Source organism: Micromonospora sp. NPDC007220, assembly GCF_040634035.1.
In the GTDB taxonomy this organism is placed as follows: Bacteria; Actinomycetota; Actinomycetes; order Mycobacteriales; family Micromonosporaceae; genus Micromonospora; species Micromonospora reichwaldensis.
Map to the genome: position 1 here is coordinate 47982 of NZ_JBEYEU010000009.1, position 25225 is coordinate 73206.

The 25225-nt window shown below is 72.6% G+C and carries 25 protein-coding genes; 21 read left to right on the top strand and 4 right to left on the bottom strand.

Features of this window, described 5'->3' with window-relative positions; all coding sequences use genetic code 11:
• Positions 1-94 precede the first annotated feature (94 nt).
• Positions 95-1183, top strand: a complete 1089-nt coding sequence (gene prfA / locus ABZ573_RS18185) for a peptide chain release factor 1 (RefSeq protein ID WP_151452889.1) — start codon at positions 95-97, stop codon at positions 1181-1183.
• 20 nt (positions 1184-1203) lie between these two features.
• Here prfA and ABZ573_RS18190 read toward each other — a convergent pair whose 3' ends face one another.
• On the bottom strand, positions 1204-2754 hold the full coding sequence (locus tag ABZ573_RS18190) for a GGDEF domain-containing protein (protein ID WP_151452888.1): 1551 nt from the start codon (positions 2752-2754) through the stop codon (positions 1204-1206).
• A 72-nt stretch (positions 2755-2826) separates the two neighbouring features.
• Between ABZ573_RS18190 and prmC the strand changes: the two genes are divergently transcribed.
• From prmC to ABZ573_RS18210, 4 genes are all read left to right on the top strand, one after another.
• Positions 2827-3774, top strand: coding sequence for a peptide chain release factor N(5)-glutamine methyltransferase (prmC, locus tag ABZ573_RS18195; protein ID WP_358119244.1), 948 nt, complete (start codon positions 2827-2829; stop codon positions 3772-3774).
• Entirely contained in the window at positions 3774-4418 is a 645-nt protein-coding gene (locus tag ABZ573_RS18200; RefSeq protein ID WP_151452912.1) for an L-threonylcarbamoyladenylate synthase, read from the top strand. The genes prmC and ABZ573_RS18200 overlap by 1 nt, the downstream gene beginning before the upstream one ends.
• Positions 4419-5030, top strand: coding sequence for a phosphotyrosine protein phosphatase (locus ABZ573_RS18205; RefSeq protein WP_151452887.1), 612 nt, complete (start codon positions 4419-4421; stop codon positions 5028-5030).
• 116 nt (positions 5031-5146) lie between these two features.
• On the top strand, positions 5147-7258 hold the full coding sequence (locus tag ABZ573_RS18210) for a transglycosylase domain-containing protein (RefSeq protein ID WP_151452886.1): 2112 nt from the start codon (positions 5147-5149) through the stop codon (positions 7256-7258).
• Between the two features lie 12 nt (positions 7259-7270).
• Here ABZ573_RS18210 and ABZ573_RS18215 read toward each other — a convergent pair whose 3' ends face one another.
• Positions 7271-8764: an SDR family oxidoreductase gene (locus tag ABZ573_RS18215; protein ID WP_358119249.1), complete on the bottom strand. Its 1494-nt coding sequence runs from the start codon at positions 8762-8764 to the stop codon at positions 7271-7273.
• A gap of 35 nt (positions 8765-8799) precedes the next feature.
• Between ABZ573_RS18215 and glyA the strand changes: the two genes are divergently transcribed.
• The 13 genes from glyA to ABZ573_RS18280 all read left to right on the top strand — a co-directional run bounded on the left by glyA (position 8800) and on the right by ABZ573_RS18280 (position 19747).
• Positions 8800-10086 (top strand): serine hydroxymethyltransferase, encoded by a 1287-nt coding sequence (gene glyA / locus ABZ573_RS18220; protein ID WP_358119255.1) that lies wholly within the window; start codon positions 8800-8802, stop codon positions 10084-10086.
• Positions 10083-10514 carry a hypothetical protein gene (locus tag ABZ573_RS18225; RefSeq protein WP_151452883.1) on the top strand — a complete coding sequence of 144 codons (432 nt, stop codon included), beginning with the start codon at positions 10083-10085 and terminating at the stop codon, positions 10512-10514. The genes glyA and ABZ573_RS18225 overlap by 4 nt, the downstream gene beginning before the upstream one ends.
• A gap of 164 nt (positions 10515-10678) precedes the next feature.
• Positions 10679-10900 carry a hypothetical protein gene (locus tag ABZ573_RS18230; RefSeq protein ID WP_132231195.1) on the top strand — a complete coding sequence of 74 codons (222 nt, stop codon included), beginning with the start codon at positions 10679-10681 and terminating at the stop codon, positions 10898-10900.
• On the top strand, positions 10901-11722 hold the full coding sequence (gene atpB / locus ABZ573_RS18235) for a F0F1 ATP synthase subunit A (RefSeq protein ID WP_151452882.1): 822 nt from the start codon (positions 10901-10903) through the stop codon (positions 11720-11722).
• Positions 11723-11815: 93 nt separating this feature from the next.
• Entirely contained in the window at positions 11816-12043 is a 228-nt protein-coding gene (gene atpE / locus ABZ573_RS18240) for an ATP synthase F0 subunit C (RefSeq protein ID WP_088998660.1), read from the top strand.
• Positions 12044-12074: 31 nt separating this feature from the next.
• Positions 12075-12605, top strand: a complete 531-nt coding sequence (locus ABZ573_RS18245; protein ID WP_088998661.1) for a F0F1 ATP synthase subunit B — start codon at positions 12075-12077, stop codon at positions 12603-12605.
• Positions 12605-13426, top strand: coding sequence for a F0F1 ATP synthase subunit delta (locus ABZ573_RS18250; RefSeq protein WP_151452881.1), 822 nt, complete (start codon positions 12605-12607; stop codon positions 13424-13426). The genes ABZ573_RS18245 and ABZ573_RS18250 overlap by 1 nt, the downstream gene beginning before the upstream one ends.
• 92 nt (positions 13427-13518) lie before the next feature.
• Complete coding sequence (gene atpA / locus ABZ573_RS18255; RefSeq protein ID WP_151452880.1) at positions 13519-15174, top strand: F0F1 ATP synthase subunit alpha; 1656 nt, start codon at positions 13519-13521, stop codon at positions 15172-15174.
• Positions 15175-15184: 10 nt separating this feature from the next.
• Positions 15185-16114, top strand: coding sequence for a F0F1 ATP synthase subunit gamma (locus ABZ573_RS18260; protein WP_151452879.1), 930 nt, complete (start codon positions 15185-15187; stop codon positions 16112-16114).
• Positions 16114-17550, top strand: a complete 1437-nt coding sequence (gene atpD / locus ABZ573_RS18265; protein ID WP_151452878.1) for a F0F1 ATP synthase subunit beta — start codon at positions 16114-16116, stop codon at positions 17548-17550. The genes ABZ573_RS18260 and atpD overlap by 1 nt, the downstream gene beginning before the upstream one ends.
• 212 nt (positions 17551-17762) lie before the next feature.
• Positions 17763-18905 carry an LCP family protein gene (locus tag ABZ573_RS18270; RefSeq protein WP_151452877.1) on the top strand — a complete coding sequence of 381 codons (1143 nt, stop codon included), beginning with the start codon at positions 17763-17765 and terminating at the stop codon, positions 18903-18905.
• 89 nt (positions 18906-18994) lie between these two features.
• On the top strand, positions 18995-19279 hold the full coding sequence (locus ABZ573_RS18275; protein WP_358119265.1) for a F0F1 ATP synthase subunit epsilon: 285 nt from the start codon (positions 18995-18997) through the stop codon (positions 19277-19279).
• A 12-nt stretch (positions 19280-19291) separates the two neighbouring features.
• Positions 19292-19747 (top strand): DUF2550 domain-containing protein, encoded by a 456-nt coding sequence (locus ABZ573_RS18280; RefSeq protein WP_151452875.1) that lies wholly within the window; start codon positions 19292-19294, stop codon positions 19745-19747.
• 211 nt (positions 19748-19958) lie between these two features.
• Here ABZ573_RS18280 and ABZ573_RS18285 read toward each other — a convergent pair whose 3' ends face one another.
• Entirely contained in the window at positions 19959-20531 is a 573-nt protein-coding gene (locus tag ABZ573_RS18285; protein ID WP_132231212.1) for a cob(I)yrinic acid a,c-diamide adenosyltransferase, read from the bottom strand.
• Here ABZ573_RS18285 and murA point away from each other — a divergent pair.
• Both murA and ABZ573_RS18295 read left to right on the top strand, forming a co-directional pair.
• Complete coding sequence (gene murA, locus ABZ573_RS18290) at positions 20530-21969, top strand: UDP-N-acetylglucosamine 1-carboxyvinyltransferase (RefSeq protein WP_151454884.1); 1440 nt, start codon at positions 20530-20532, stop codon at positions 21967-21969. The genes ABZ573_RS18285 and murA overlap by 2 nt on opposite strands.
• A 174-nt stretch (positions 21970-22143) precedes the next feature.
• Entirely contained in the window at positions 22144-22992 is an 849-nt protein-coding gene (locus ABZ573_RS18295) for a 3-hydroxyacyl-CoA dehydrogenase family protein (protein ID WP_358119270.1), read from the top strand.
• Between the two features lie 32 nt (positions 22993-23024).
• Here the strand turns inward: ABZ573_RS18295 and ABZ573_RS18300 are convergent, their stop codons facing one another.
• Entirely contained in the window at positions 23025-24209 is a 1185-nt protein-coding gene (locus ABZ573_RS18300) for an MFS transporter (protein WP_358119273.1), read from the bottom strand.
• A 58-nt stretch (positions 24210-24267) separates the two neighbouring features.
• On the opposite strand from ABZ573_RS18300, the gene ABZ573_RS18305 reads away from it, so the two are divergent.
• Entirely contained in the window at positions 24268-25224 is a 957-nt protein-coding gene (locus ABZ573_RS18305) for an ArsR family transcriptional regulator (RefSeq protein ID WP_151454881.1), read from the top strand.
• Position 25225 lies beyond the last annotated feature (1 nt).

The window sequence follows — 25225 nt, forward strand, 5'->3', positions numbered from 1 at the left end:
GTTCGGCGCCCGCGTCCGGTTTCGTGCCGGACGCGGGCGCCGTCCGTATTCCCCCTGGTCCTGCCCCCGTCCCCGTCGAAGGAGCCTCCCCCGCATGAGCAGCGAGCGCCTGGCCGCCCTCCTCGACGAGTACGCCGAGCTGGAGAAGCGGCTGGCGGACCCGGCCATCCACGCCGACCAGAACACCGCCCGCCGGGTCGGCCGCCGGTACGCCGAGCTGGTCCCGCTGCACAAGGCGGCCGGGGAGCTGGAGCAGGCCCGCGCCGACCTCGCCGCCGCCCGGGAGCTGGTCGCCGAGGACGCGTCCTTCGCCGCTGAGGCCGAGTCGATCGCGGAGAGCCTGCCGGCGCTGGAGCAGCGGCTGGCGGAGCTGCTGATCCCGCGCGACCCGCACGACGCCAAGGACGTGATCGTCGAGATCAAGGCGGGCGAGGGCGGCGAGGAGTCCGCCCTGTTCGCCGGCGACCTGCTGCGGATGTACACCCGCTACGCCGAGCGGCGCGGTTGGCTCACCGAGGTGATCGACGCCCAGGACTCGGACCTGGGCGGGGTGAAGGACGTCTCGCTGGCGATCAAGACCAAGGGTGTGCCCGAGGGCGGCAACGGCGTCTGGTCCCGGCTCAAGTGGGAGGGCGGCGTGCACCGGGTGCAGCGCGTACCCGTCACCGAGTCGCAGGGCCGCATCCACACGAGCGCCGCCGGGGTGCTGGTGCTGCCGGAGGCCGAGGACGTCGACGTCACCATCGACCCGAACGAGCTGCGCATCGACGTGTTCCGCTCGTCGGGGCCCGGCGGCCAGTCGGTGAACACCACCGACTCGGCGGTACGGATCACGCACGTGCCGACGGGCATCGTGGTCTCCTGCCAGAACGAGAAGTCCCAGTTGCAGAACCGGGAGCAGGCGATGCGGATCCTGCGCGCCCGGCTGCTGGCGGCGGCCCAGGAGCAGGCCGACGCGGCCGCCTCGGACGCCCGCAAGGCGCAGGTGCGCACCGTGGACCGCTCCGAGCGGATCCGCACCTACAACTTCCCGCAGAACCGGATCACCGACCACCGGATCGGCTACACCGCGTACAACCTGGACCTGGCGCTCGCCGGTGACCTGGACGCGGTCCTCGACGCCCTCGCCGAGGCCGACCGCGCCGCCCGCCTCGCCGGCGACACCGAGCTGACCCGCCGCTGACCCCGGGGCCCGACGAGGCGTCAGGAGGCACGGGGGCGGGTCTTCGCCGCCAGCATCGCGCGGTCGGCGGCCTCGAACGCGGTGCCGAGGGCGTCGCGCAGGCCGGGACCGGTGGCGCCCACCTCGGCGAAGCCGACGCTGACCCCGACCGGCGTGCCGGGAACCAGTGACTCCCAGTCCTCGGTGCGCACCGCGGCGTCGATACGGCGGCCCACCTCGGCCGCCTCGGTCATTCCGGCGCCGGGCAGCACCACCACGAACTCGTCCCCGCCGTAGCGGGCCACGAAGTCGCCCCGGCGCATCACCCGGTTGATCACCCCGGCGATGCGCTGGAGAACCAGGTCGCCGGAGTGGTGCCCGTGCCGGGTGTTGACGGCCTTGAAGCCGTCCAGGTCGCAGACGCCGATGACCACCCGGTCGCCGTGGGCGACCAGGGTGGCGATGTAGCGCTCCAGCCGCCGCCGGTTGGGCAGCCCGGTCAGCGGGTCGGTCAACGCCTCGCCCTCGAAGCGGGCCGCCTCGCGGCGCATCTCCTCGTGGTCGATGCGGGCGGCGATGCCGTCGATGTAGACGTCGCGGAGCCGGTCGTTGCGCTGGGCGGCCAGCCGGAACGCCAGCCGGTCGGCCCGGTGCGCACCCGCGTGGTCGCCGGCGCGGGCCAGGGCGATGCTGCGCAGCCGGGCCGGTTCGGCCGCGCCCAGCGTCTCCGTGGAGACCTGGACGGTGTCCAGCCGGGTGACGGCCTCGATCGGCCGTCCCTCGGCGACGGCCAGGCAGACCTGGCCGAGCTGGCGCATGTCGCGGGCGCGGGCGCTGTCGCCGCCGTGGCCGAGCAGCCGGGCCGGGCCGGCCTGCGGGGCGACGTCCCACCGGTCGCCGAGGGCCGCCCGCCGGGCGGCGGCGTAGCCGTACGCGGCCAGGCTGCTGGGGCGCAGCTTGCCGGCCCGTCCGCTGCCCAGGAACCGGTCCAGGTCGGCGGCGACGTCGCGCAGTACCCGCAGGCAGCCGTCGCTGTCGCCGTTGTGGTCCAGGGCGACGGCGTTGCGCAGCCGGATCCCGGGGGCGGCGAAGGTCTCCTCCGGGATCTCGGCGGCGCTGCCGAGCTGCCGCGCCCGTTCGATGGCGCCGAGGGCGTAGCCGTGGAAGCTGAGGTACGAGTAGGCCATCGCCAGGTCGTGCCAGCCCCACGCGGTGTCCCGGTCGGGGTCCGCCACCGCGCCCAACGCCCGGGCGGCCTTCACCAGGTGGGTGACGCAGCGGTCCAGCGCGCCCTGGTGGTGCGCGGCGAGGGCGGCCAGCGCGTTGAGGTGCCCGAGCAGGTAGGGCTCGGCGAGGTCGCGGACGGCGGTGGAGGCCTCCTCGACGGCCCGGGTGTACTCCGCCGTCCGCCCGAGGTTGATCACCGCGGAGAGGCGCTGCACCAGGGCGTCGGCCCGCGCGTACGGGTCGGTGGTGGTGGCGACGACCCGGTCGAGGATCGCGTACGCCTCGGCGGAGCGGCTGGACTCCTGGAGGGCCCGCGCCCGCGTCAGGGCGTCAACCTGGTCGGTGACCCGGTCGAGCCAACCCACCGCGACCTCCTGTCGGTGTGCGTCCGGACGCATCCGCTCGTGATGTCCAGCGCGACGCCCCATGATTATCTCGTGACCACCGTGCCGCAACACCCGTCCGAAGGGACGAGACGGCAGCGCCCTTCCGTGGCGTTGGCCCGGGCGTCCCGGGCCCTCGCCGACGCCGGTATCGCCTCGCCCCGCGCCGAGGCGGAGCAGTTGGCCGCGTACGTGCTGGCGGTGCCCCGGGGTCGGCTGGCGCTGGCCGACGACCTCACGGCCGACCAGCTCGACCGGTTCGACGAGCTGGTCGCGCGGCGGGCCGGGCGGGAACCGTTGCAGCATCTCACGGGCAGCGCCGGCTTCCGGCACCTGGAACTGGCCGTCGGGCCGGGCGTCTTCGTGCCCCGGCCCGAGACGGAGCTGCTCGCCGGCTGGGGGATCGCGCAGGGCCGGCGCCTGGGCGCCGCGCTGGTGGTGGACCTGTGCAGCGGCTCGGGGGCGATCGCCCTCTCGGTGGCCCAGGAGCTGCCGGCGGCCCGGGTGGTGGCGGTGGAACGGTCGGCGGCGGCGCTGCCCTGGCTGCACCGCAACGCGGCGGCCCGCGTCGAGGCGGGGGACCGGCCGATCGAGGTGGTGGCGGCGGACGTCACCGCCGCCGACCTGCTCGCCGACCTGGTGGGCCGGGTCGACGTGCTGCTCTGCAACCCGCCGTACGTGCCGTCGGGGGTGGCCGTACCCCCGGAGGTGGGCCGGCACGATCCGGCGAACGCGGTCTTCGGCGGTGGGGACGGCCTGGCGGTGATCCGCCCGGTGATCGCGCGGGCGGCGGCGCTGCTGCGCCCGGGCGGCGTGTTCGGCGTGGAGCACGACGACACGCACGGCACGGCGGTGCCCGACCTGCTCGCCGCGGACGGCCGGTTCGAGGCGGTCGCCGGCCACCCGGACCTGACCGGACGGCCCCGCTTCGCGACCGCGTCCCGTCGGGCGGACGGCCAGCACGCCGCCGTCGCCGCGACGTGGCAGACTGACTCCTCGTGATGCTCTACGACTGCCGGTCGCCCGCCGACCGGGACCGCGGCATCGCCGCTGCCATCGAGGCGGTCAAGAACGGCGAGCTGGTCGTCCTGCCGACCGACACGGTCTACGGGATCGGCGCGGACGCGTTCACCCCGTACGCGGTCAAGGCCCTGCTGGACGCCAAGGGTGGCCGTCAGGTGCCGCCGCCCGTGCTGATCGGCTCCCGGCACACCCTCGACGGCCTGGTCTACTCGCTGCCCCAGGCGGCCCGGGACCTCGTCGAGGCGTTCTGGCCCGGGGCGCTGACCATCATCGTGGCGCACTCGCCCAGCCTGCGCTGGGACCTCGGCGACTCCTCGGGGACGGTGGCGGTGCGGATGCCGCTGCACCCGGTGGCGCTGGAGGTGCTGCGCGAGACCGGCCCGATGGCGGTCGCCTCGGCCAACAAGACCGGCCAGCCGGCCGCCCTCACCGCAGAGGAGGCCCGCGACCAGCTCTCCTACTCGGTGCGGGCCTACCTGGAGGCCGGGCCCTGCCCGGACCCGGTGCCGAGCACGATCGTGGACCTCACCGGCGAGGTGCCGCAGCTCCTCCGCCAGGGCGCCGTCGGGTTGGAGAAGCTCCGCGACGTGGTGCCCGACATCCTCGTCGGCCAGGGGGTCTGAGTGCCTCCGTTCACCGTGCTGCACGTGTGCATGGGCAACATCTGCCGCTCCCCGATGGCTGAGCGGCTGCTGGCCCTCGCCGTCCGGGAACGGCTGGCCCGCCGCGAGGTCGACCCGGAGCGCGCCGACGAGCTGCTGCACAGCCACAGCGCCGGCACCGGGGGCTGGCACGCCGGCGAGGAGATGAACCCGCCGGCGTCGCGTCAGGTGACCTCCCGGGGCGGCAGCGTCGCCGGCTTCGCCGCGCGCAAGCTGCGGTCGGACCACATCGACGCCGCCGACCTCGTCCTGACCGCCACCGCCGACCAGCAGGAGTACGTGGTGGCGCTGCGCCCCGACGCCGAGTCGCGCACGTTCGTGCTGGGCGAGTTCGGCCGGCTGCTCGCCGGCGTGGACGCCGCCGCCCTGCCGGCGGCCGAGGCGACCCCCGACGCGGTGTACGCCCGCGGCGTGGCCCTGGTGGAGGCCGCCCACGCAGCCCGGCTGGGCACCACCTCGCTGCCCACCGACGATCTCGACGATCCGTGGGGGCGCGGCGACCAGTGCTTCAGCCGGGTCGCCGACGAGATCGAGGAGAGCGTCCACCCCCTCGCCGCGGTGCTCCTGCCGTAACCCGCCCGAGTTACCCGCCCGCGTGAGTTTCCTGCGGGTTTGGGGGAAAGGGGCGGCCCAGAGGGGCTTTCGGGTCATTCTGAGTGGGTCCTGACCGGCTCCTGCGGGGAGAGCTGATGACCCGGGCACGCCTCGACAAAGTGTTCACCGTGCTGCTCGCCGGCTCGCTGGCCGGGCTGGCGCTCGCGGTGGCGGCCCTCCCGGCCGCGCTGGTCTTCGGGATCGGGTTCTCGGCGCTCGCCGCGCCGTACTCGGAGCTGCCGAACACGCTGCGCACGCCACCCACGCCCCAGCGTTCGAACCTCTACGCCAACGACGGCACCACGCTGATCACCTCCTTCTACCAGGAGGACCGGGTGGACGTGCCGCTGGCCGAGGTGGCACCGGTGATGCGGCAGGCGGTCATCGCCGCCGAGGACACCCGGTTCCACGAGCACAGCGGGGTCGACCTGCGCGGCGTGGCGCGGGCCTTCACCGTCAACCGGGGGGCCGGGGAGACCCGGCAGGGCGCGTCCACGCTGACCATGCAGTACGTCCGCAACGTGCTCAGCAACGACCCCCGGCTGAGCGAGCGGCAGCGCGCCGCCGCCACCGAGCTGAGCACCGCGCGCAAGATCCAGGAGATGCGGTACGCGCTGGCCCTGGAGCGGGAGCTGAGCAAGGACGAGATCCTCGCCCGCTACCTCAACATCGCCTACTTCGGCGCGGGCGCGTACGGGGTGGCCGCCGCGAGCCGCCGCTACTTCTCGAAGCCGCCGGCGGACCTCACCCTGGCCGAGGCGGCGCTGCTGGCCGGACTGGTCCGCTCCCCGCACACCGACGACCCGATCAACGGCGACGCGGACGCGGCGGTCGCCCGCCGGGCGTACGTGCTGGACCGGCTGGTGGAGTCCGGGCAGGTCCCGGCCGAGGCGGCGGACCGGGCCAGGGCGGAGCAGTTGACGCTGCGCCCCAGCCAGACGCCCAACGACTGCACGGCGGTGCCGGCGGAGCACAACGACTGGGGCTTCTTCTGCGACTGGTTCACCCGCTGGTGGAACGCCCAGCCGGCGTTCGGCGCGACGGTCGACGAGCGGCAGCTCACGCTGCGCCGGGGCGGGTTCTCCATCGTCTCCTCGCTCGACCCGGCGGTGCAGCGCGCCACCACCGAGCAGGTGCGCCGGATCTACTCGGTGGACGACCGCCGGGCGGCGCCGACGGCGGTGGTCCAGCCCGGCACGGGCCGGGTCCTCGCGATGGCGGTGAACCGCAACTACGGCGTGGCCGCCAACCCGGCCGGGCAGAAGAACCACCCGAACACGGTCAACCAGCTGGTCGCCGGGGGCGGGGCGATCGAGGGCTACCAGGCCGGCTCCACGTTCAAGGTCTTCACGATGCTGGCCGCGCTGGAGTCCGGGCTGCCGCTGAGCACGGAGTTCGACGCGCCGGAGCGGATCGTGACCGACTACTCGGCGAGCGGGGCGGCGAGCTGCGACGGGTACTGGTGCCCGCGCAACGCCAGCGACCTGATGGACGGCCGGCACACCATGTGGACCGCCTTCGGCGAGTCGGTCAACACGTACTTCGCCTGGCTGACCGAGCGGGTCGGCGCGGACCGGGTGGTGGAGATGGCCGAGCGGCTCGGCATCGTCTTCCGCGCCGAGGAGGACGCGCGGCTGGCCCGCCACGGCGCGCGCGAGTGGGGGCCGTTCACCCTCGGGGTCTCCGCCACCACCCCGCTCGACCTGGCCGGCGCGTACGCCGCCGTGGCGGCCGAGGGCTCGTGGTGCGCGCCGCTGCCGGTCGTCTCGATCGCCGACGCCGCCGGTCGCCCGGTGGCCGCCGCGCGGACGCACTGCCGGCAGGCGGTGGACCCGGACGTGGCCCGGGCGGCGGCCGACGCGGCCCGCTGCGCGGTCGGCGACCAGTCGATGTACCGGGAGTGCGACGGCGGCACCGCGGAGGGGCTGCGTCGGCTGCTCGGCCGGCCGGTGGCGGGCAAGACGGGCAGCTCGGACGGGTACGCGACGGAGACCGTGGTCGCCTTCACCCCGCAGCTGGCGGTCGCCTCGATCGCCGCGAACCCCGACGACCCGCGCGACGCGGTGGGCCAGCGGGTGCAGGGGCAGCTGGTCGAGGCGGTGGGGGAGGTGCTCGCCTTCGCGCTGCGCGACGAGCCGGTCCGCGACTTCGTGCCGCCCAGCGAGGAGACCGCCTTCCGGCTCACCGGCGCCCGCGCCGGCAACTGAGCCCCGGGCGTCTCAGCGGCGCGGGGACGTGGCCACGGGCCGGCGGGCCGCCTGCTCGGCCTGGCGGGCGATGTTGCGGGCCATCCCGCCGAAGACCACCGCGTGGAAGGGCGCCACCGCGCCCCAGTACGCGTGCCCGGGCAGCCCGCGCGGCAGGAACACCGCCCGCTGCTGGTAGCGGCTGCCCTCGCCGTCCACCCGGACCACCCGCATCTCCAGCCAGGCCCGGCCCGGCAGCCGCATCTCGGCGCGCAGCCGCAGCAGCTCGCCGGGCACGATCTCCTCCACCCGCCAGAAGTCCAGCGCCTCGCCGACCTGGAGGCGGTGCGGGTCGCGCCGGCCCCGGCGCAGCCCCACGCCGCCGATCAGCCGGTCCAGCCAGCCGCGGACCGACCAGGCCAGCGGGAACGAGTACCAGCCGTGCTCCCCGCCGACGCCCTCGACGACCCGCCACAGCTCCTCCGGCGGTGCGTGCACCGCCCGCTCGCGGACGTCGGTGTAGGCGGTCCCGCCGGACCACTCCGGGTCGCTGGGCAGTGGCTCGGCCGGCGCGTCGGGGCCGCTCGCGGTCGACCAGCGGGTCTCCACCTCGCCGTCGCGGACCTTCGCCAGGGCCGCCGCGACCGCCTGGTCGAAGCCGGTCAGCCCCTCCGGCGGGTCGGGCACGTAGGCGGCGATGTCGTGCTCGTGGGCGACGGCCTCGTGGACCAGGCTCTCCACCAGCGGTCGGGCGATCGCGTTCGGCACCGGCGTGACGAGCCCGACCCAGTGCGAGGAGAGCGACGGCGTCAGCGGTCGCACGGGCACGATGGTCCGCCGGCGCAGCCCGGCCACCCGCGCGTACCGCTGCATCATGTCCTGAAAGGTGAGGATGTCCGGCCCGCCGATGTCGAAGGCGCGGTTGACCTCGGGCGGCAGGTGCGCGCAGCCGGCCAGGTAGCGCAGCACGTCCCGGACGGCGATCGGCTGGATCCGGTTGCGGACCCAGCGGGGGGTGACCATGGCCGGCAGCCGCTCGGTCAGGTAGCGCAGCATCTCGAACGAGGCCGACCCGGACCCGATGATCACCGCGGCCCGCAGCACCGCCGTCGGCACCCCGCTGTCGAGCAGGATCCGCCCCACCTCGGCCCGGGAGCGCAGGTGCGCCGACGGGACCTCCCGGTCCGCCGCCGGCTCCGGCCCGCCCAGGTAGACGATCCGGCGTACGCCGGCGGCCCGCGCGGCCTCGGCGAACCGGGTGGCGGCCTCCCGGTCGGCGGCCTCGAAGCCGGCCTGGCCGAGCGAGTGCACCAGGTAGTAGGCGACGTCCACGCCCTCGAACGCGGCCGGCAGCGTCTCCGGCGCGCGCAGGTCGCCCTCGACGATCTCCGTCCGCGCCGCCCAGGGCACGTCCCGCAGCCGTCCCGCCTTGCGGGCGAGGCAGCGCACCGTGTGCCCCTCGGCCAGCAGCCGGGGCGTCAGCCGCCCGCCGATGTAACCCGTCGCTCCCGTGACCAGGCATCTCACGGTCTCCAGTGTGCGGCCCAATAGACTCTGGCGTCGTGGCTACTGAGACGAGCACCTTCTGGGGGCCGGACTTCGACCAGCTCCGCGCGACCGACCCGGAGATCGCCGGGGTGGTGCTCGGCGAGCTGGACCGGCTCCGGGGCGGCCTGCAACTGATCGCCAGCGAAAACCTCACCTCGCCGGCGGTGCTGGCCGCGCTCGGCTCGACCCTGACCAACAAGTACGCCGAGGGCTACCCGGGCCGGCGCTACTACGGCGGCTGCGCCGAGGTCGACCGGGCCGAGGAGATCGGCATCGCGCGGGCGAAGGAGCTCTTCGGCGCGGAGCACGCCAACCTCCAGCCGCACTCGGGGGCGAGCGCCAACCTGGCCGCGTACGCGGCGCTGGTCCAGCCGGGGGACACGGTGCTCGCCATGGACCTGCCGCACGGCGGCCACCTCACCCACGGCAGCCGGGTCAACTTCTCCGGCAAGTGGTTCCACACGGTCGGCTACACGGTCCGGCGGGACACCGAGCTGATCGACTACGACGAGGTACGCGACCTGGCCCTCGCGCACCGGCCCAAGATGATCATCTGTGGGGCGACGGCGTACCCGCGGTTGATCGACTTCGCGCGGTTCCGCGAGATCGCCGACGAGGTCGGGGCGTACCTGATGGTCGACGCCGCGCACTTCATCGGGCTGGTCGCCGGGCAGGCCGTCCCGTCGCCGGTGCCGCACGCCGACGTCGTCTGCCTCACCACGCACAAGGTGCTGCGCGGGCCGCGCGGCGGCATGATCCTGTGCCGGGAGTCGCTGGCCCAGCGCATCGACAAGGCGGTCTTCCCGTTCACCCAGGGCGGCCCGCTGATGCACGTCGTCGCCGCCAAGGCGGTCGCGCTGCGCGAGGCCGCCCAGCCCGAGTTCCGGGCCTACGCCGAGCGCGTGGTGGCGAACGCGCGGGCGCTCGCCACCGGGCTGGCCGACGAGGGGATGCGCCCGGTCTCCGGGGGCACCGACACCCACCTCGCCCTGGTCGACCTGCGCGAGGTCGGGGTCACCGGCGCGGACGCCGAGGCGCGCTGCGACGCCGCCGGCATCACCCTGAACAAGAACGCGATCCCGTACGACCCGCAGAAGCCGATGGTCGCCTCGGGCATCCGGGTGGGCACCCCGAGCGTCACCACCCAGGGCATGCGCGAGCCGGAGATGCGCCAGGTCGCGTCGCTGATCGCCCGCGCCGTGCGCACCGATCCGGCCGCCCCCGGGGGCACCGACACCCTCGCCGCGCTCGCCGGCGAGGCCGCCGAGCTGGTCGCCGCCTTCCCGGCGTACCCCCGATGAGCGAGCCGCGCGCGGGCGAGCCGGGCGCCATCCGGTCCCGGCTGCCGCACCTTCGCCTGCCGCTGCTGGCCTGCGCGGTGCTCGCGCTGGTCGGGGTCCCGGCCGCGGCGGTGCTGCGCGGCGGCACCGGCGCGGCCGGCGTGGCCGCCGGGATCGCGCTGGTCGTCGTCAGCTACCTGGTCTCCGGCGTCTCGGTGGCCTGGGCCGACGCCGTCAACCCCCGGATGATCATGTCGGTGGGGCTGGTCACCTACGCCACGAAGATCGTGGTGCTCGGGGTGGCGATGGCGGCCGTGGCGGCCACCGGCTGGCCCGGCCTGCCGGACATGGGGGTGGCCATCATCGCGGCCGTGGTGGTCTGGACGGGCGCCCACCTGGGCTGGGCCCTGCGTACGCCGCTGCCCACGTTCGAGCGACGCGGTGAGTGAGCGTTCTGTCGGATCTGCGTCCGGCATTTCGGGCTGCCGCGGCGGGCCGCACGGGAGTAACCTGACCAACGACTTTCGCGCCCGCGCCATGGCCCGCACGCTGTTCGCAGTGTGGGGGGTGCCGCACACTCCCGCGCGCTCCTGCTGATATTGTTCGCCACGTCATGGCCGAAGACCCACACCCCCGCAGGTCCGACGACCCTTCGTCGGAAGGCGCGGCAGGTGCCGTTCTGGGCTACCTACTCGCCGGCATCGTGGTGTGGGGCTTCCTCGGGTGGTTGGCGGAGCGTTTTCTCGATCTGCGAACCGGCGTCGGGGTCGCCCTCGGCATGATCTTCGGCGCGGCCGGAGCGATTTACCTGATCATGAAGAGGCTCAGTGCTTGAGTGCCAGCACGCGCGGGTCTGTCGAGTGCGGAGGATGACACGGTGAGTGGACAGCTCGTCGCCGCAGAGGGGCTTCCCTGGCCCCCCAGCGTCGGAGATTTCTACCCGCCGGACGTGGCTGGCCCCTGGGTCACCAAGTTCGGGATCATGGTCTGGCTCGCGGTCGCGTTGCTGATCGTCTTCTTCATGCTCGCCTACCGGAAGCCCAAGCTGGTCCCCGGTAAGGCCCAGTGGTACGCGGAGTCGGTCTACGGCCTGGTCCGGGACAACATCGCCCGCGAGCAGATGGGCAACGCGGGCATCCGCTTCGCGCCCTACTTCACGGTGCTGTTCAGCTTCATCGTGCTGACCAACCTCTTCGCCATCGTGCCCGGGTTGCAGATCTCGCCGAACTCGCACATCGCGTTCCCCATCGTGCTCGCCGCGATCTCCTACGTGATGTACCTCTACATCGGCGCCCGCAAGCACGGCCTCGGCAAGTACCTCAAGATGAGCCTGATCATCCCGAACGTGCCGTGGCCCATGCACATCCTGCTGATCCCGATCGAGTTCATGCAGACGTTCATCGTCCGGCCCGTCACGCTGGCCCTGCGGCTCTTCGCGAACCTGTTCGCCGGCCACCTCCTGCTGCTGGTCTTCACCATCGGCGGCTTCGTGATGCTCAACTCGAGCAGCCTGTTCATCCAGGTGACCTCGGTCTTCTCCTTCCTGATGGCGATCGTGATGGCCTTCTTCGAGGTGCTGGTCGCCGTCCTGCAGGCCTACGTCTTCGTCACGCTGAGCGCGAACTACATCGGAAGTTCGCTCGCCGACGAGCACTGATCGGGCTCGGCGGGCCACCCGGCCCGACCAAGCTTCTGGTACCGACCCGCGTACGCGTGAGCCCTCACGCGTCGAACAGGAGGAATACCCGCAATGACTGTTCTTGCCGAGATCGGCGGTAGCGTCAACACCATCGGCTACGGCCTCGCCGCCATCGGCCCCGGTATCGGTGTCGCCCTGGTCTTCGCGGCCTACATCCAGTCGAGCGCGCGCCAGCCGGAGTCCGCCGGCTACAACCGCACCTGGCTGATCCTGGGCTTCGCCCTGGTCGAGGCGCTCGCGCTGTTCGGCCTGGTGCTCGCCTTCGCTGTCGGCGGCTGACGAAAGCTCTCTCCCGACCCGGAGGTCTGACATGTTCATCGCCGCAGAAGGTGTGGAGCACAACCCGATCCTGCCCATCTGGCAGGAGATGGTCGTCGGGACCATCGCCTTCGCCCTGCTCTGCTTCGTCCTGCTGAAGTTCGTCATGCCCCGCATGGAGGCGATGTACCAGGCGCGGGTCGACGCGATCGAGGGTGGCCTCAAGCGGGCCGAGGCCGCCCAGGCCGAGGCGAACCAGGTGCTCGAGCAGTACCGGGCCCAGCTCGCCGAGGTGCGTACCGAGGCGGCCCGGATCCGGGACGACGCCCGGGCCGACGCCGAGGGCATCCGCCAGGACATCCTCGCCAAGGCGCGGGAGGAGTCCGACCGGATCATCGCCGCGGGCAAGGAGCAGCTCGCCGCCGAGCGCGCCACCATCGTGCGCGAGCTGCGCACCGAGGTCGGCACGATCGCGGTCGACCTGGCCAGCAAGATCGTCGGGGAGTCCCTCGCCGACGAGGCGCGCCGCAAGGGCACCGTCGACCGGTTCCTGAGCAACCTCGAGAGCGCGGGGGCCCGCTGATGCAGGCCGCCAGCCGGGAGTCGTACAAGGTCGCGGCCGAGCGCCTCGACACGTACGTCCGCGGTGCGGAGCCGTCGGCGGTGGCCACCACCGCCGACGCCATCCTCTCCGTCGCCAACCTGCTGCGGCGCGAGCCGCGGCTGCGCCGGGCGCTCTCCGACCCGGCCCGCACCGGTGCCGACCGTGCCGGGCTGCTCGGCGAGCTGCTGCGCGGCAAGGTCGACGCCGAGGCGCTGGACCTGATCGCCTCGCTGGTCTCCGGCCGCTGGTCGGCGCCCTCGGAGCTGCTCGACGCCGCCGAGCGGCTGGGCGTCGACGCTCTCCTGGCGGGCGCCGACTCCGCGGGCGAGCTGGGCGAGGTCGAGGACGAGCTGTTCCGCTTCGGGCAGGTCGTCGCCGGCTCGCCGGGGCTGTCCAGCGCGCTCTCCGACCCGACCGTCCCGGCCGAGCGGCGGGCCACGCTGGTCGACCAGCTGCTCGCCGGCAAGGCCCGGCCGGTCACCGGCTACCTGGTCGGGGTCGCGCTCGCCGGGTTCGGTGGACGCAACTTCGCCGGGGCGCTCACCCGGCTGGTCGAGCTGGCCGCCGACCGGCGGGACCGGCAGGTGGCGTACGTGACCGCCGCGGCCCCGTTGAGTGAAGAGGACGAGCGCCGGCTGGGCGCGAGTCTCTCCGCGATATACGGTCGGGAGGTCTCCGTCAAGCAGACGGTGGACCCCTCGGTTCTCGGTGGCGTGAGCGTGCGGGTCGGTTCCGACCTGTACGACGGCACCGTCCTGCGCCGCCTCAACGAGAGCCGCAACGCGCTCGCGAAGCGCTGAGGCGGCACCCCCGCTCAGCGCCTGTGAATAGACGCCATTCGGACCGGTCGGTACTAGGTATCCCGGGCCCCTGATACTTAAGGAAGCAGAGGATGGCCGAGCTGACCATCTCGACGGAGGAGATCCGCGGCGCCCTGGAGCGCTACGTCTCCTCCTACTCGTCCGAACTCTCCCGCGAGGAGGTCGGCACCGTCGCCGACACCGGCGACGGCATCGCCCACGTCGAGGGCCTCCCCTCGACCATGACCAACGAGCTCCTGGAGTTCGAGGACGGCACGCTGGGTGTGGCGCTGAACCTCGACGTCCGGGAGATCGGTGTCGTCGTTCTCGGTGACTCCGCCAAGCTCGAAGAGGGGCAGCGCGTCAAGCGCACCGGCCGGGTGCTCTCCGTGCCGGTCGGCGACGCCTTCCTCGGCCGCGTGGTCAACGCGCTCGGCCAGCCGATCGACGGCCTCGGCGACATCGCCAACGAGGGCTTCCGCGAGCTGGAGCTCCAGGCCCCGAACGTGATGGCCCGGCAGTCCGTCGACGAGCCGCTGCAGACCGGCCTCAAGGCCGTCGACGCCATGACCCCGATCGGCCGTGGCCAGCGTCAGCTGATCATCGGCGACCGGAAGACCGGCAAGACCACCGTCGCGCTGGACACCATCCTCAACCAGCGGGACAACTGGCGCTCGGGCGACCCGAAGAAGCAGGTCCGCTGCATCTACGTCGCCATCGGCCAGAAGGCCTCCACGATCGCCTCGATCAAGGGCGTCCTGGAGGAGGCGGGCGCGATGGAATACACCACCATCGTCGCCTCCCCGGCCTCCGACCCGGCCGGCTTCAAGTACCTCGCCCCCTACACCGGCTCGTCCATCGGGCAGCACTGGATGTACGGCGGCAAGCACGTCCTCATCGTCTTCGACGACCTGAGCAAGCAGGCCGAGGCGTACCGCGCCGTGTCCCTGCTGCTGCGTCGCCCGCCGGGCCGCGAGGCGTACCCGGGTGACGTCTTCTACCTGCACTCCCGCCTGCTGGAGCGCTGCGCGAAGCTCTCCGACGAGCTGGGCGGCGGCTCGATGACCGGCCTGCCGATCATCGAGACGAAGGCCAACGACATCTCGGCCTTCATCCCGACCAACGTCATCTCCATCACCGACGGCCAGATCTTCCTCGAGACCGACCTGTTCAACCAGGGCGTCCGGCCGGCCATCAACGTCGGCACCTCGGTCTCCCGGGTCGGTGGCGCCGCGCAGGTGAAGCCGATGAAGAAGGTCGCCGGTTCGCTGCGGCTCAACCTGGCCCAGTTCCGCGAGCTGGAGGCGTTCGCCGCCTTCGCCTCCGACCTGGACAAGACCTCCCGCGCCCAGCTGGACCGGGGTTCCCGCCTGGTCGAGCTGCTCAAGCAGGCGAACTACTCGCCGTACCCGGTGCAGGAGCAGGTCGTCTCGGTCTGGGCCGGCACCGAGGGCAAGCTGGACGACGTCCCGGTCGGCGAGATCCGTCGCTTCGAGTCGGAGTTCCTCCAGTACCTCCGGCACAAGCACGAGGGCGTCCTGGCGAGCATCGCCGACCACCAGTGGAACGACGACATCATCAACTCCCTGGACTCCGCCATCGCCGAGTTCAAGCAGGTCTTCCTCGGCAAGGAGGACGAGCGGCGGATCAACGACGCGCCGGCCGCGCCGCTCGAGGGCGAGCAGGACCGCGAGACGGTGAGCCGCTACCGCGACGGCACGGGTGACCGCCCGGCCGAGAACCGGTAAGGGCTGATTCATGGCGGCCCAGGTTCGCGTTCTTCGTCAGCGGATCCGCTCGGCGAAGGGGATGAAGAAGATCACCAAGGCGATGGAGCTCGTGGCGACGAGCCGCATCGCCAAGGCCCAGGCCCGGGTGGCGGCGTCCCTGCCGTACGCCCAGGCGGTCACCGGCGTGCTCACGGCGCTGGCGTCCAACGCGCGGATCGACCACCCGCTGCTCACCCCGCGCGAGCGGGTGCGGCGGGCGGGCGTCCTGCTGGTCACCTCCGACCGCGGCCTCGCCGGCGGTTACAGCTCCAACGCCATCAAGATGGCCGAGTCGCTGATCGCCCGGCTGCGCGCCGACGGCAAGGAGCCGGTGCTCTACGTCATCGGGCGCAAGGGTGTCGGGTTCTTCCGGTTCCGTGACCGGCCGATCGAGGCCAACTGGACCGGGTTCTCGGAGCAGCCGACCTTCGCCGACGCCCGCGCCGTGGGCGAGACGCTGATCAAGGCGTTCACCGCCGGTGCGGACGACGTCGACGGCGGCGCCGGGGCGGACGGGGTGCTCGGCGTCGACGAGCTCCACATCGTCTACACCGAGTTCCACTCCCTGATGACCCAGACCCCGGTCGCCCGGATCATGGGCCCCATGCAGGTGGAGGACCGGCCCCGGTCCGAGGGTGCACTGCCGGCCTACGAGTTCGAGCCGGACGCGGAGGCGCTGCTCGACGCGCTGCTGCCGAAGTACATCAACACGCGGATCTACGCGGCGTTGCTGGAGTCGGCGGCAAGCGAGTCGGCGGCCCGTCGGCGGGCGATGAAGAGCGCCACCGACAACGCCGAAGAGATGATCGAGAAGTACACGCGTGAGATGAACTCGGCCCGCCAGGCCGGGATCACCCAGGAGATCAGCGAGATCGTCGGCGGCGCTAACGCGCTGGCCGCGTCGGGAAGTGAAGTGTGATGACTGCCCCAGTAGAGACCAAGACGGCCACGGGTCGCGTGGTCCGGGTCATCGGCCCGGTCGTCGACGCCGAGTTCCCGCGCGACGCCATGCCGGCCCTGTTCAACGCCCTGCACGTGGACGTGACGCTCTCCGGCGGCGAGAAGACGCTGACCCTGGAGGTCGCCCAGCACCTGGGTGACAACATGGTCCGCGCCATCTCGATGCAGCCGACCGACGGCCTGGTCCGTGGCACCGAGGTGCGCGACTCCGGCTCGCCGATCACCGTTCCGGTGGGCGACACGGTCAAGGGCCACGTGTTCAACGCGATCGGCGAGTGCCTCAACCTCACCGAGGGCGAGACGCTCCAGCCGGACGACCACTGGGGCATCCACCGCAAGGCTCCGGCCTTCGCGGACCTGGAGCCGAAGACCGAGATGCTGGAGACCGGCATCAAGGTCATCGACCTGCTCGCCCCGTACGTCAAGGGCGGCAAGATCGGCCTGTTCGGCGGTGCCGGCGTCGGCAAGACGGTGCTCATCCAGGAGATGATCACCCGTGTCGCCCGGAACTTCGGTGGTACCTCGGTCTTCGCCGGCGTGGGTGAGCGCACCCGCGAGGGCAACGACCTCATCGCCGAGATGACCGAGTCCGGCGTCATCGACAAGACCGCGCTGGTCTACGGCCAGATGGACGAGCCGCCGGGCACCCGGCTGCGGGTCGCCCTGTCGGCGCTGACCATGGCGGAGTACTTCCGCGACGTCAAGAAGCAGGAGGTGCTGCTCTTCATCGACAACATCTTCCGCTTCACCCAGGCCGGCTCCGAGGTCTCCACCCTGCTCGGCCGCATGCCGAGCGCGGTGGGCTACCAGCCGACCCTGGCCGACGAGATGGGCGAGCTCCAGGAGCGGATCACCTCCGTCCGGGGCCAGGCCATCACCTCGATGCAGGCGATCTACGTGCCGGCGGACGACTACACCGACCCCGCCCCGGCCACCACGTTCGCCCACCTCGACGCGACCACCAACCTGGAGCGGTCGATCTCCGACAAGGGCATCTACCCGGCCGTGGACCCGCTGGCGTCCTCGTCCCGGATCCTCGCCCCGGAGTTCGTCGGCGCCGAGCACTTCGCGGTGGCGACCGAGGTGAAGCGGATCCTGCAGAAGTACAAGGACCTGCAGGACATCATCGCCATCCTCGGTATCGAGGAGCTCTCCGAGGAAGACAAGATCACCGTGCAGCGCGCGCGGCGCATCGAGCGCTTCCTGTCGCAGAACACCTACGCGGCGGAGCAGTTCACCGGCGTGCCGGGCTCGACGGTCCCGATCGAGGAGACCATCGAGGCCTTCCGGAAGATCAGCGAGGGCGAGTACGACCACTTCCCCGAGCAGGCCTTCTTCATGTGCGGCGGTCTCGAGGACCTGGAGCGCAAGGCAGCCGAGCTCATGAAGAGCTGACCTGTCGGTCCTGACGAAAGGCCGCCCCGGCATTGCCGGGGCGGCCTTTCGTCCGTTTTCGGATCCGATGATCGCCGCTGGCCGGTTCCGCGTGGTCGGCGATCATGCCGTACGCGAGGTACCGTCGATCCGCCCACCCACCACGTGGGCGTCGATCCGCAACGAATCGGCTGCATGCGCCCGTCTCCTGATCGTGGGCGTGACGAACGGAGATGATCGTGGGTAAGGCCGACAAGGGCGGCGGCAAGCCGTCCAGGTGGTCGGGGGTGCCGCGCTGGGCCCGGGTCTGCACCGTGTTCGGTGCCGTCCTGATGCTGCTCAGCGGGGCCGTGCTGGTCGGTGCCGAGGCGCTGATGGCCCGTTACGAGGGCGCCGTCGGCAAGGCCGACCTCTTCGGCGACCAGGCCGCCGGGGCGAAGGAGCGCAAGAGCGACATCAAGGGGCCGCTCAACATCCTGCTGGTGGGCATCGACCCGCGCAACCCGGAGATGCCGCCGCTGGCCGACTCGGTCATGGTGCTGCACGTGCCGGCGGAGCTGGACCGGGCCTACCTCTTCTCGATGCCGCGTGACCTCATCGTGGAGATCCCCGAGTTCAGCCGGGCGGAGTTCGACGGCGGCACCGACCGGCTCAACGCGGCGATGTCGTACGGCAGCCGGGTGCCCGGCGGCAACCCGGACGCGGCCCGCGGATTCGAGCTGCTGGCGACGACGGTGCAGAACGTCACCGGCATCACGCGCTTCGACGCGGGCGCCATCATCAACTTCAACGGCTTCAAGAAGATCGTCGACGCGATGGGCGGCGTCGACATGCACATCGAGCGCGAGGTGCGCTCCGAGCACCGCGAGCCGGACGGCAAGCACCGCAAGGGCAACCCCAACGGCGAGGGCTACGTCGGCCCGCAGGCGGTCTACAAGAAGGGCAACCAGCACCTCAGCGGCTGGCAGGCGCTCGACTACGTCCGCCAGCGCTACCCGAAGAACGGCGTCCCGGACGGCGACTACGGGCGGCAGCGGCACCAGCAGCAGTTCGTCAAGGCCATGGCCGGTCAGGCGCTCAGCGCCGACGTGGTGACCAACCCGGTCAAGCTGGACCGGGTGCTGCGCGCGGCCGGGCAGTCGCTGATCTTCAGCGGCCGGGGCCACGGCGTGGTCGACTTCGGCCTGGCGCTCAAGGACATCCGCCCGGAGACGATCCAGATGATCAAGTTGCCGGGTGGCTCGGTCATCCAGAACGGCGAATACCGGGGCGAGAAGTTCCAGCCCGCCGTGGACGACTTCTTCGCCGCGCTGCGCAAGGGACAGCTCGACGCGTTCCTGGTGGAGCATCCCGACTTCCAGAACAAGGCGAAGTAGCCGTGGCGCAGGTCTCGCCACCCGCGTTGGGGGCGGGTCTGCGGCACGACTAGACTTTCGACAATCCGCCGCCGCAGCAAGGAGACAGCGTGGCAAAGCAGCTTCACGTCGAGCTCGTAGCCGTCGAGGAGAAGGTCTGGTCCGGCGAGGCCGAGATGGTCGTCGCCCGCACGACCGAGGGCGAGCTGGGTGTGCTGGCGGGGCACGCGCCCCTGCTCGGCCAGCTTGCCGAGCCCGGCCAGGTGCGCATCAAGCTTCCCGGCGGCGAGCAGGTCTCCTACGAGGTGGCCGGCGGCTTCCTGTCGGTGACCGCCGAGGGCGTCACCGTCCTGGCCGAGAGCGCCGCCCCGGTCTCCGCCGCGCAGAGCCGCTGAGCCGAAGCGTCGATGGAGATCGTCGAGGGGATCGGAATCGGCGTCGCCGTCATCCTCGGCGCACTCCTGATCCTCTTCGCCCGGCGGACCGTCGTCACCCGTAGCGGTGGCATCATCCGGCTCGGCGTCCGGACCTCCACGATGCTCGACGGCCGAGGCTGGTCTCCCGGCTTCGGCCGCTTCGTCGGCGACGAACTCCGCTGGTACCGGCTGTTCAGCTTCGCCATCCGGCCCGCCCGGGTGCTCTCCCGCGAGGGGCTGGCCGTCGAGCGACGGCGCCTGCCCGAGGGGCAGGAGCGCCTCTCGATGCCCGCCGACTGGGTCATCCTCCGCTGTACGAGTGACCACGCCCCGGTGGAGATCGCCATGGCCCGGTCCACCGTCACCGGATTCCTCTCCTGGCTCGAGGCCGCCCCTCCGGGGGCGGTCTCGCCGCGTCTGGCCTCCCAGGACTGGCCCGCCGCCTGACGTCCCCTCGTCCTTGGGGGTTTCCGGGGAGCCCACCCGCTCCGGGCGGTCAGGCTTGATCCCTCCGCGGGTGGGCTCCCCGGAAACCCCTGCCGTCGCACTGCCCGCGGTCCGGCGCCCGCTTGTCTCACCTTCCACCGTCACCGGTCTGGGCAGGCGCCGGATCGACTACTGGCGTAGCGACGCGACCAGTTTCGTCAACGGTGGGTGGTCAGCGGTTGCCGCCCGGCACCCATAGCACATCTCCGTCCGGATTTGCCGTTCTTGACAGGATAAAGAGCAGATCCGATAGCCGGTTGAGATACTTTGCCGGGAGCGAGCTGGTCCGCTCGGGGTCGTGCGCGACCAGGGCCCATGCCGCCCGCTCGGCGCGTCGGGCGACCGTCCGCGCCACGTGCAGCAGCGCCGCACCCGCGGTGCCGCCGGGGAGGATGAAGGAGTCGAGCTTGCTCAGGCGTGCGTTGTACTCGTCGCACCAGCCCTCCAGGCGCTCGACGTACGCCTCGGTGACCCGCAGCGGCGGGTACTTCGGGTCGGGTTCGACCGGGGTGGCCAAATCGGCGCCCACGTCGAACATGTCGTTCTGGATCGACGCCAGGACGGCCCGCAGTTCCTCGTCGAGTTGTCCCAGGGCGAGCGCCACGCCGATCGCGGCGTTGCACTCGTCGACGTCCGCGTACGCGGAGATGCGCGGATCGGTCTTCGGCACCTGCTCGTTGTTGCTCAGCCTGGTCATGCCGGCATCGCCGGCCTTGGTGTAGATGCGCGTGAGGTGGACGGCCATGACGCACAGCCTACGGATACCGGACCTGACTATCCCGGAGCGGCCGGGCGGCACCGCCGTCCGATCAGCCGGGAGCCCCGGCGACGCCGGTGACCCGGCGGTCCACGACCTCGACGTCATCCGGGTGCGCGGCGACGCGCGCCTGGCCGGCTCGGTGCACGTCGTGGGCGCCAAGAACTCGGCGCTGAAGCTGATGGCCGCCGCGCTGCTCGCGCCGGGCCGCAGCGTCATCACCAACGTGCCGCGCATCACCGACATCGCGATCATGGGCGAGGTGCTCCGCCGGCTCGGCTGCGGCGTCCGGTTCGACGCCGACGACCCGGTCGACCCGATGGTCGCGTACGGCGGGGTGGCCCGGTCCCGGTCGGTCGTCATCGACGTGCCCGAGCAGCCCGGCGCCGAGGCGGACTACGACCTCGTACGCCGGCTGCGCGCCTCGATCTGCGTGCTGGGCCCGCTGCTGGCCCGCCGGGGGCACGTGCGGGTGGCCCACCCGGGCGGCGACGCCATCGGCTCGCGGGGCCTGGACATGCACGTCTCCGGGCTGACCCGGATGGGTGCCGAGATCTCCGGGGAGCACGGCTTCGTGATCGCGTCGGCGCCGCACGGGCTGCACGGCGCGGAGATCGTGCTCGACTTCCCCAGCGTCGGGGCGACCGAGAACCTGGTCATGGCGGCGGTGCTGGCCCGGGGGCCGAGCGTCATCGACAACGCCGCCCGGGAGCCGGAGATCGTCGACATCTGCACGATGCTGAACCAGATGGGCGCGCGGATCTCCGGCGCCGGCACCTCCACCCTGCACATCGAGGGGGTGCCGGGGCTGCGGCCGGTGCGGCACGCGACGGTGGGGGACCGGATCGTCGCCGGTACCTGGGCGTTCGGCGCGGCGATGACCCGGGGGGACGTCACCGTGACCGGGGTGGAGCCGGCGTTCCTGGAGGTCGCGCTCGACAAGCTGGTCTCCGCCGGGGGCCTGGTGGAGACCCGGGGCGACGCGTTCCGGATCCGGATGGACGACCGGCCGAAGGCGGTGGACGTCGTGACGCTGCCGTACCCGGGCTTCGCCACCGACCTGCTGCCGATGGCGATCGGGCTGGCGGCGGTCAGCGACGGGGCCTCCCTGATCACCGAGAACATCTTCGACGGCCGTTTCATGTTCGCCAACGAGATGATGCGGCTGGGCGCGGACATCAAGACCGACGGCCACCACGCGGTGGTCCGGGGCCGGGACCGGCTCTCCGGCGCGCCCGTGCGCGCCACCGACATCCGGGCCGGCGCCGGGTTGATCATCGCCGGGCTCTGCGCCGAGGGGGTCACCGAGGTGTCCCACGTGCACCACGTGGACCGGGGCTACCCGGACTTCGCGGCCGACCTGCGCGCGCTCGGGGTCGAGGTGGAGCGGGGCACCGCACCGGAGGAACCGGACCTGAGCATCTGAGCCCGCGCCGAGCGGCACCTCGCCCTCCGAGGCCCACGGCCCCCGGCGGGGCCGCGCACCTGGGAGGGCGTGGGCCGGCACCTGGAGGGTCCACCGCGCCCGGCCGCCTTAGCATCCGTTCAGGCTCGCCGACTAGGGTGCTGGCAGACACTCAATCAGGCGAGGGAGAAGCAGATGGCGGGTCGACTCGCGGTCGTCGGGGCCGGGCTGATGGGCGCGGGCATCGCCCAGGTGGCGGCGCAGGCGGGCTGGCAGGTGACGCTGCGGGACCTGGACGACGCGGCCACCGGGCGGGGCATGGACGGCATCCGGAAGTCGCTGACCAGGTTCGCCGAGAAGGGCAGGATCGAGGCGTCCGAGGTCGAGGCGGCGCTGGGCCGGATCACCCCCACCACCGACCTGGAGGCGGCGGCCGACGCGGACATCGTGGTCGAGGCGGTCTTCGAACGGCTGGAGATCAAGCACGAGGTGTTCCGCGCGCTGGACAAGGTCTGCAAGGCCGACGCGGTGCTCGCGACCAACACCTCGGCCATCCCGGTGACGCAGATCGCCGCGGTGACCGAGCGCCCGGAGGCCGTCGTCGGCACCCACTTCTTCTCGCCGGTGCCGATGATGAAGCTCTGTGAGCTGGTGCGTGGCTACAAGACCAGCGACGAGACCCTGGCCACGGCGAAGTCGTTCGCCGAGGAGATCGGCAAGACGGTCGTGGTGGTCAACCGGGACATCGCGGGCTTCGTCACCACCCGGCTGATCGCGGCCCTGGTCGTCGAGGCGGTCAAGCTCGTCGAGTCGGGCGTGGTGTCGGCCGAGGACCTGGACACCGCCTGCCGCCTCGGCTTCGGTCACGCCATGGGCCCGCTGGCCACCACGGACCTGACCGGCGTGGACGTGCTGCTGCACGCCTCGAAGAACATCTACACCGACACGGCGGACGAGAAGTTCTTCCCGCCGGAGCTGCTCCAGCGCATGGTCACCGCCGGCGACCTCGGGCGCAAGAGCGGCAAGGGCTTCTACACGTACTGACGGGCAGCCGGGGCGCGACGTCCCCCGGCCGCTCAGCGGACCGCCTCCACGGGCGCGGGGGCGGTCCGCCGCAGCCCGGCGGTGAGCATCAGGGTGGCCGCCAGCGCCGCCGTGGCGAGCAGCGCGACGGCCCAGCCCGCCGGGACCAGGTCCGCGACCGTGCCGGCGAGCACGGCACACAGCGCCTGCGCGGCCATCATGCCGTTGTGCTGCAGGCCCAGCACCTGGCCCCGGAACTCGATGGGTGAGTGGGCGATCAGGCGCTCCTGCAACGGCAGCCCGGCGGCGAAGCCCACCGAGGCGACGACCGCGACCAGCATGGCCAGCGGTAGCGCCGGCGACAGCGCGTAGGCCAGGTAGGGCAGGACGAGCAGCAGCCGCAGGGCGGGAACCAGCCGGTTGCGCCGGGCCGGGGGCAGGAACCGTCCCACCACGACGTCGCCCGCCAGCATGCCGAGGGCCGCGGCGGCGTAGAGGAAGCCGGCGCGGTCCCCGGCGTACGGCACGAACAGCGCCTCGCAGCCGACGACCAGGCCGGGCGGCAGCCACAGGTTGAGCAGGAGCGAGCGGCGGCCGGGATCCGTCCACAGCTCGCGGTTCACCCGGAGCGTGCGCCCCACCGTCGTCCGGGCGGTGGTCCGGGCCGGGCGCTCCGAGATGCCGAACCACCCGACTGCCGCCGCCACCGCCCGCAGCACCGCCGCGAGCAGGAACACCTCGTACGGGTCCAGCCAGAACAACAGGACGCCGCCCAGCCCGAAGCCGGCGATCTGCATCGCCCCGACGCTCGTGTTCATGGTGGACCTGCCCAGCACGTAGGCGTCGGTCGGCAGGATGTCGGTGAGCAGCGCCCACCGGGCCCCGCCCGTGATCGAGCCGACGTACGCGCCGGTGAAGATGATCGCGAACCGGGCCCACAGCGGCAGGCCGGGCACCGCCTGGAGTGCCGCTCCGGCGGCGACCAGCACGGCGGCGAAGGTCAGCGCCCGGCGGGGCGGCAGGCTGTCCGCGGCCGACAGCAACGTCAGGCTGCCGAGCACGCCGGCGAGCGGCGCGCCGAACATGCTCAGCGCGGTGAGCAGCGCCGAGCCGGTCGACGCGTAGGTCAGCGAGCCCAGCGCCAGCGCCGACGTGGTGTGCGCCGCGATGCCCGCGCAGTTCGCCAGGAACAGGTTGCGGAACTCCCGGACCGCGAACAGATCTGCGTACGTTCTCACGGGCCCGATCGTGTGGGGTGCCGGGTGGATCTCCTAGAGTTACGTCTGGAGGCGAAACATGGCCGTCTGGCAGGTGCCGTCGGATCTCCTCGCGCGCAGCCGCTTCACGGTCTCGCCGATGGTCGACACGGTCGCCGCGCTGCGCGCGCTGCACGACCCGCGTAGCCCGTGGCAGCGGGCCTGGCGGGAGCCGCACGTCGCGGCGTTCCGGCGGATGCTGGCCGGTCGGCCGGTGGTCCGGGCGCTGCTGCCCGCGTCGTTCCACCCCCGGTGGACCGCCGACTTCCTCACCGTCGCGCCCGCCTCGCCGGAACCGACGTTCGCGGCGGAGCTGGCAGCCGTCGGGCGGTTGTCCGACGAGCGGATCCGGGCCGACCTGCGCGCCACCCGCCCGGAGCCGCTCGCCGCCGAGCTGCTGGCGGACGGTCTCACCGGGCAGGTGGTGGAGCTGCTCGACTGGGTCTGGACGCACACCGTCGAGCCGGAGTGGCCGGAGCGGGAACGCCGGCTCCGGGCGGACATCGTGGCCCGCACCGCCGCGTTGAGCGCGGGCGGCTGGGCCGGGGTGTTCGCCGACCTCAACCGCAACGTGTGCTGGCTGGGCGACGGTCGGCTCCAGGTCAACGACTACCCGGAGCCGCCGCTGTCGCTGGACGAGGCCGAGCAGTTGGTCTTCCTCCCGGCGCACTGCCGTCGCGGCTGGGTGGTCTGGGACAGGCCGACCCGGTTCGGGATGGTGTACCCGGTGCGCGGGATCCTGGTCGATCCCACCTCACCGGCACCCGACGGGCTCGCCCGGCTGATCGGCGCGAACCGGGCCCACATCCTGGTCCGGCTGGACACACCGCTGAGCACCTCGCAACTCGTGGCGGTGACCGGGCTCTCCCTCGGGACGGTGGGCGACCACCTGCGGGTGCTGCTGGACGCGGGCGCCGTCGGCAAGCGGCGGTCCGGGCGCGAGGTGCTCTACTGGCGTACGCCGCTCGGTGTCGCGCTCACGACGTCCACGCGTTAGC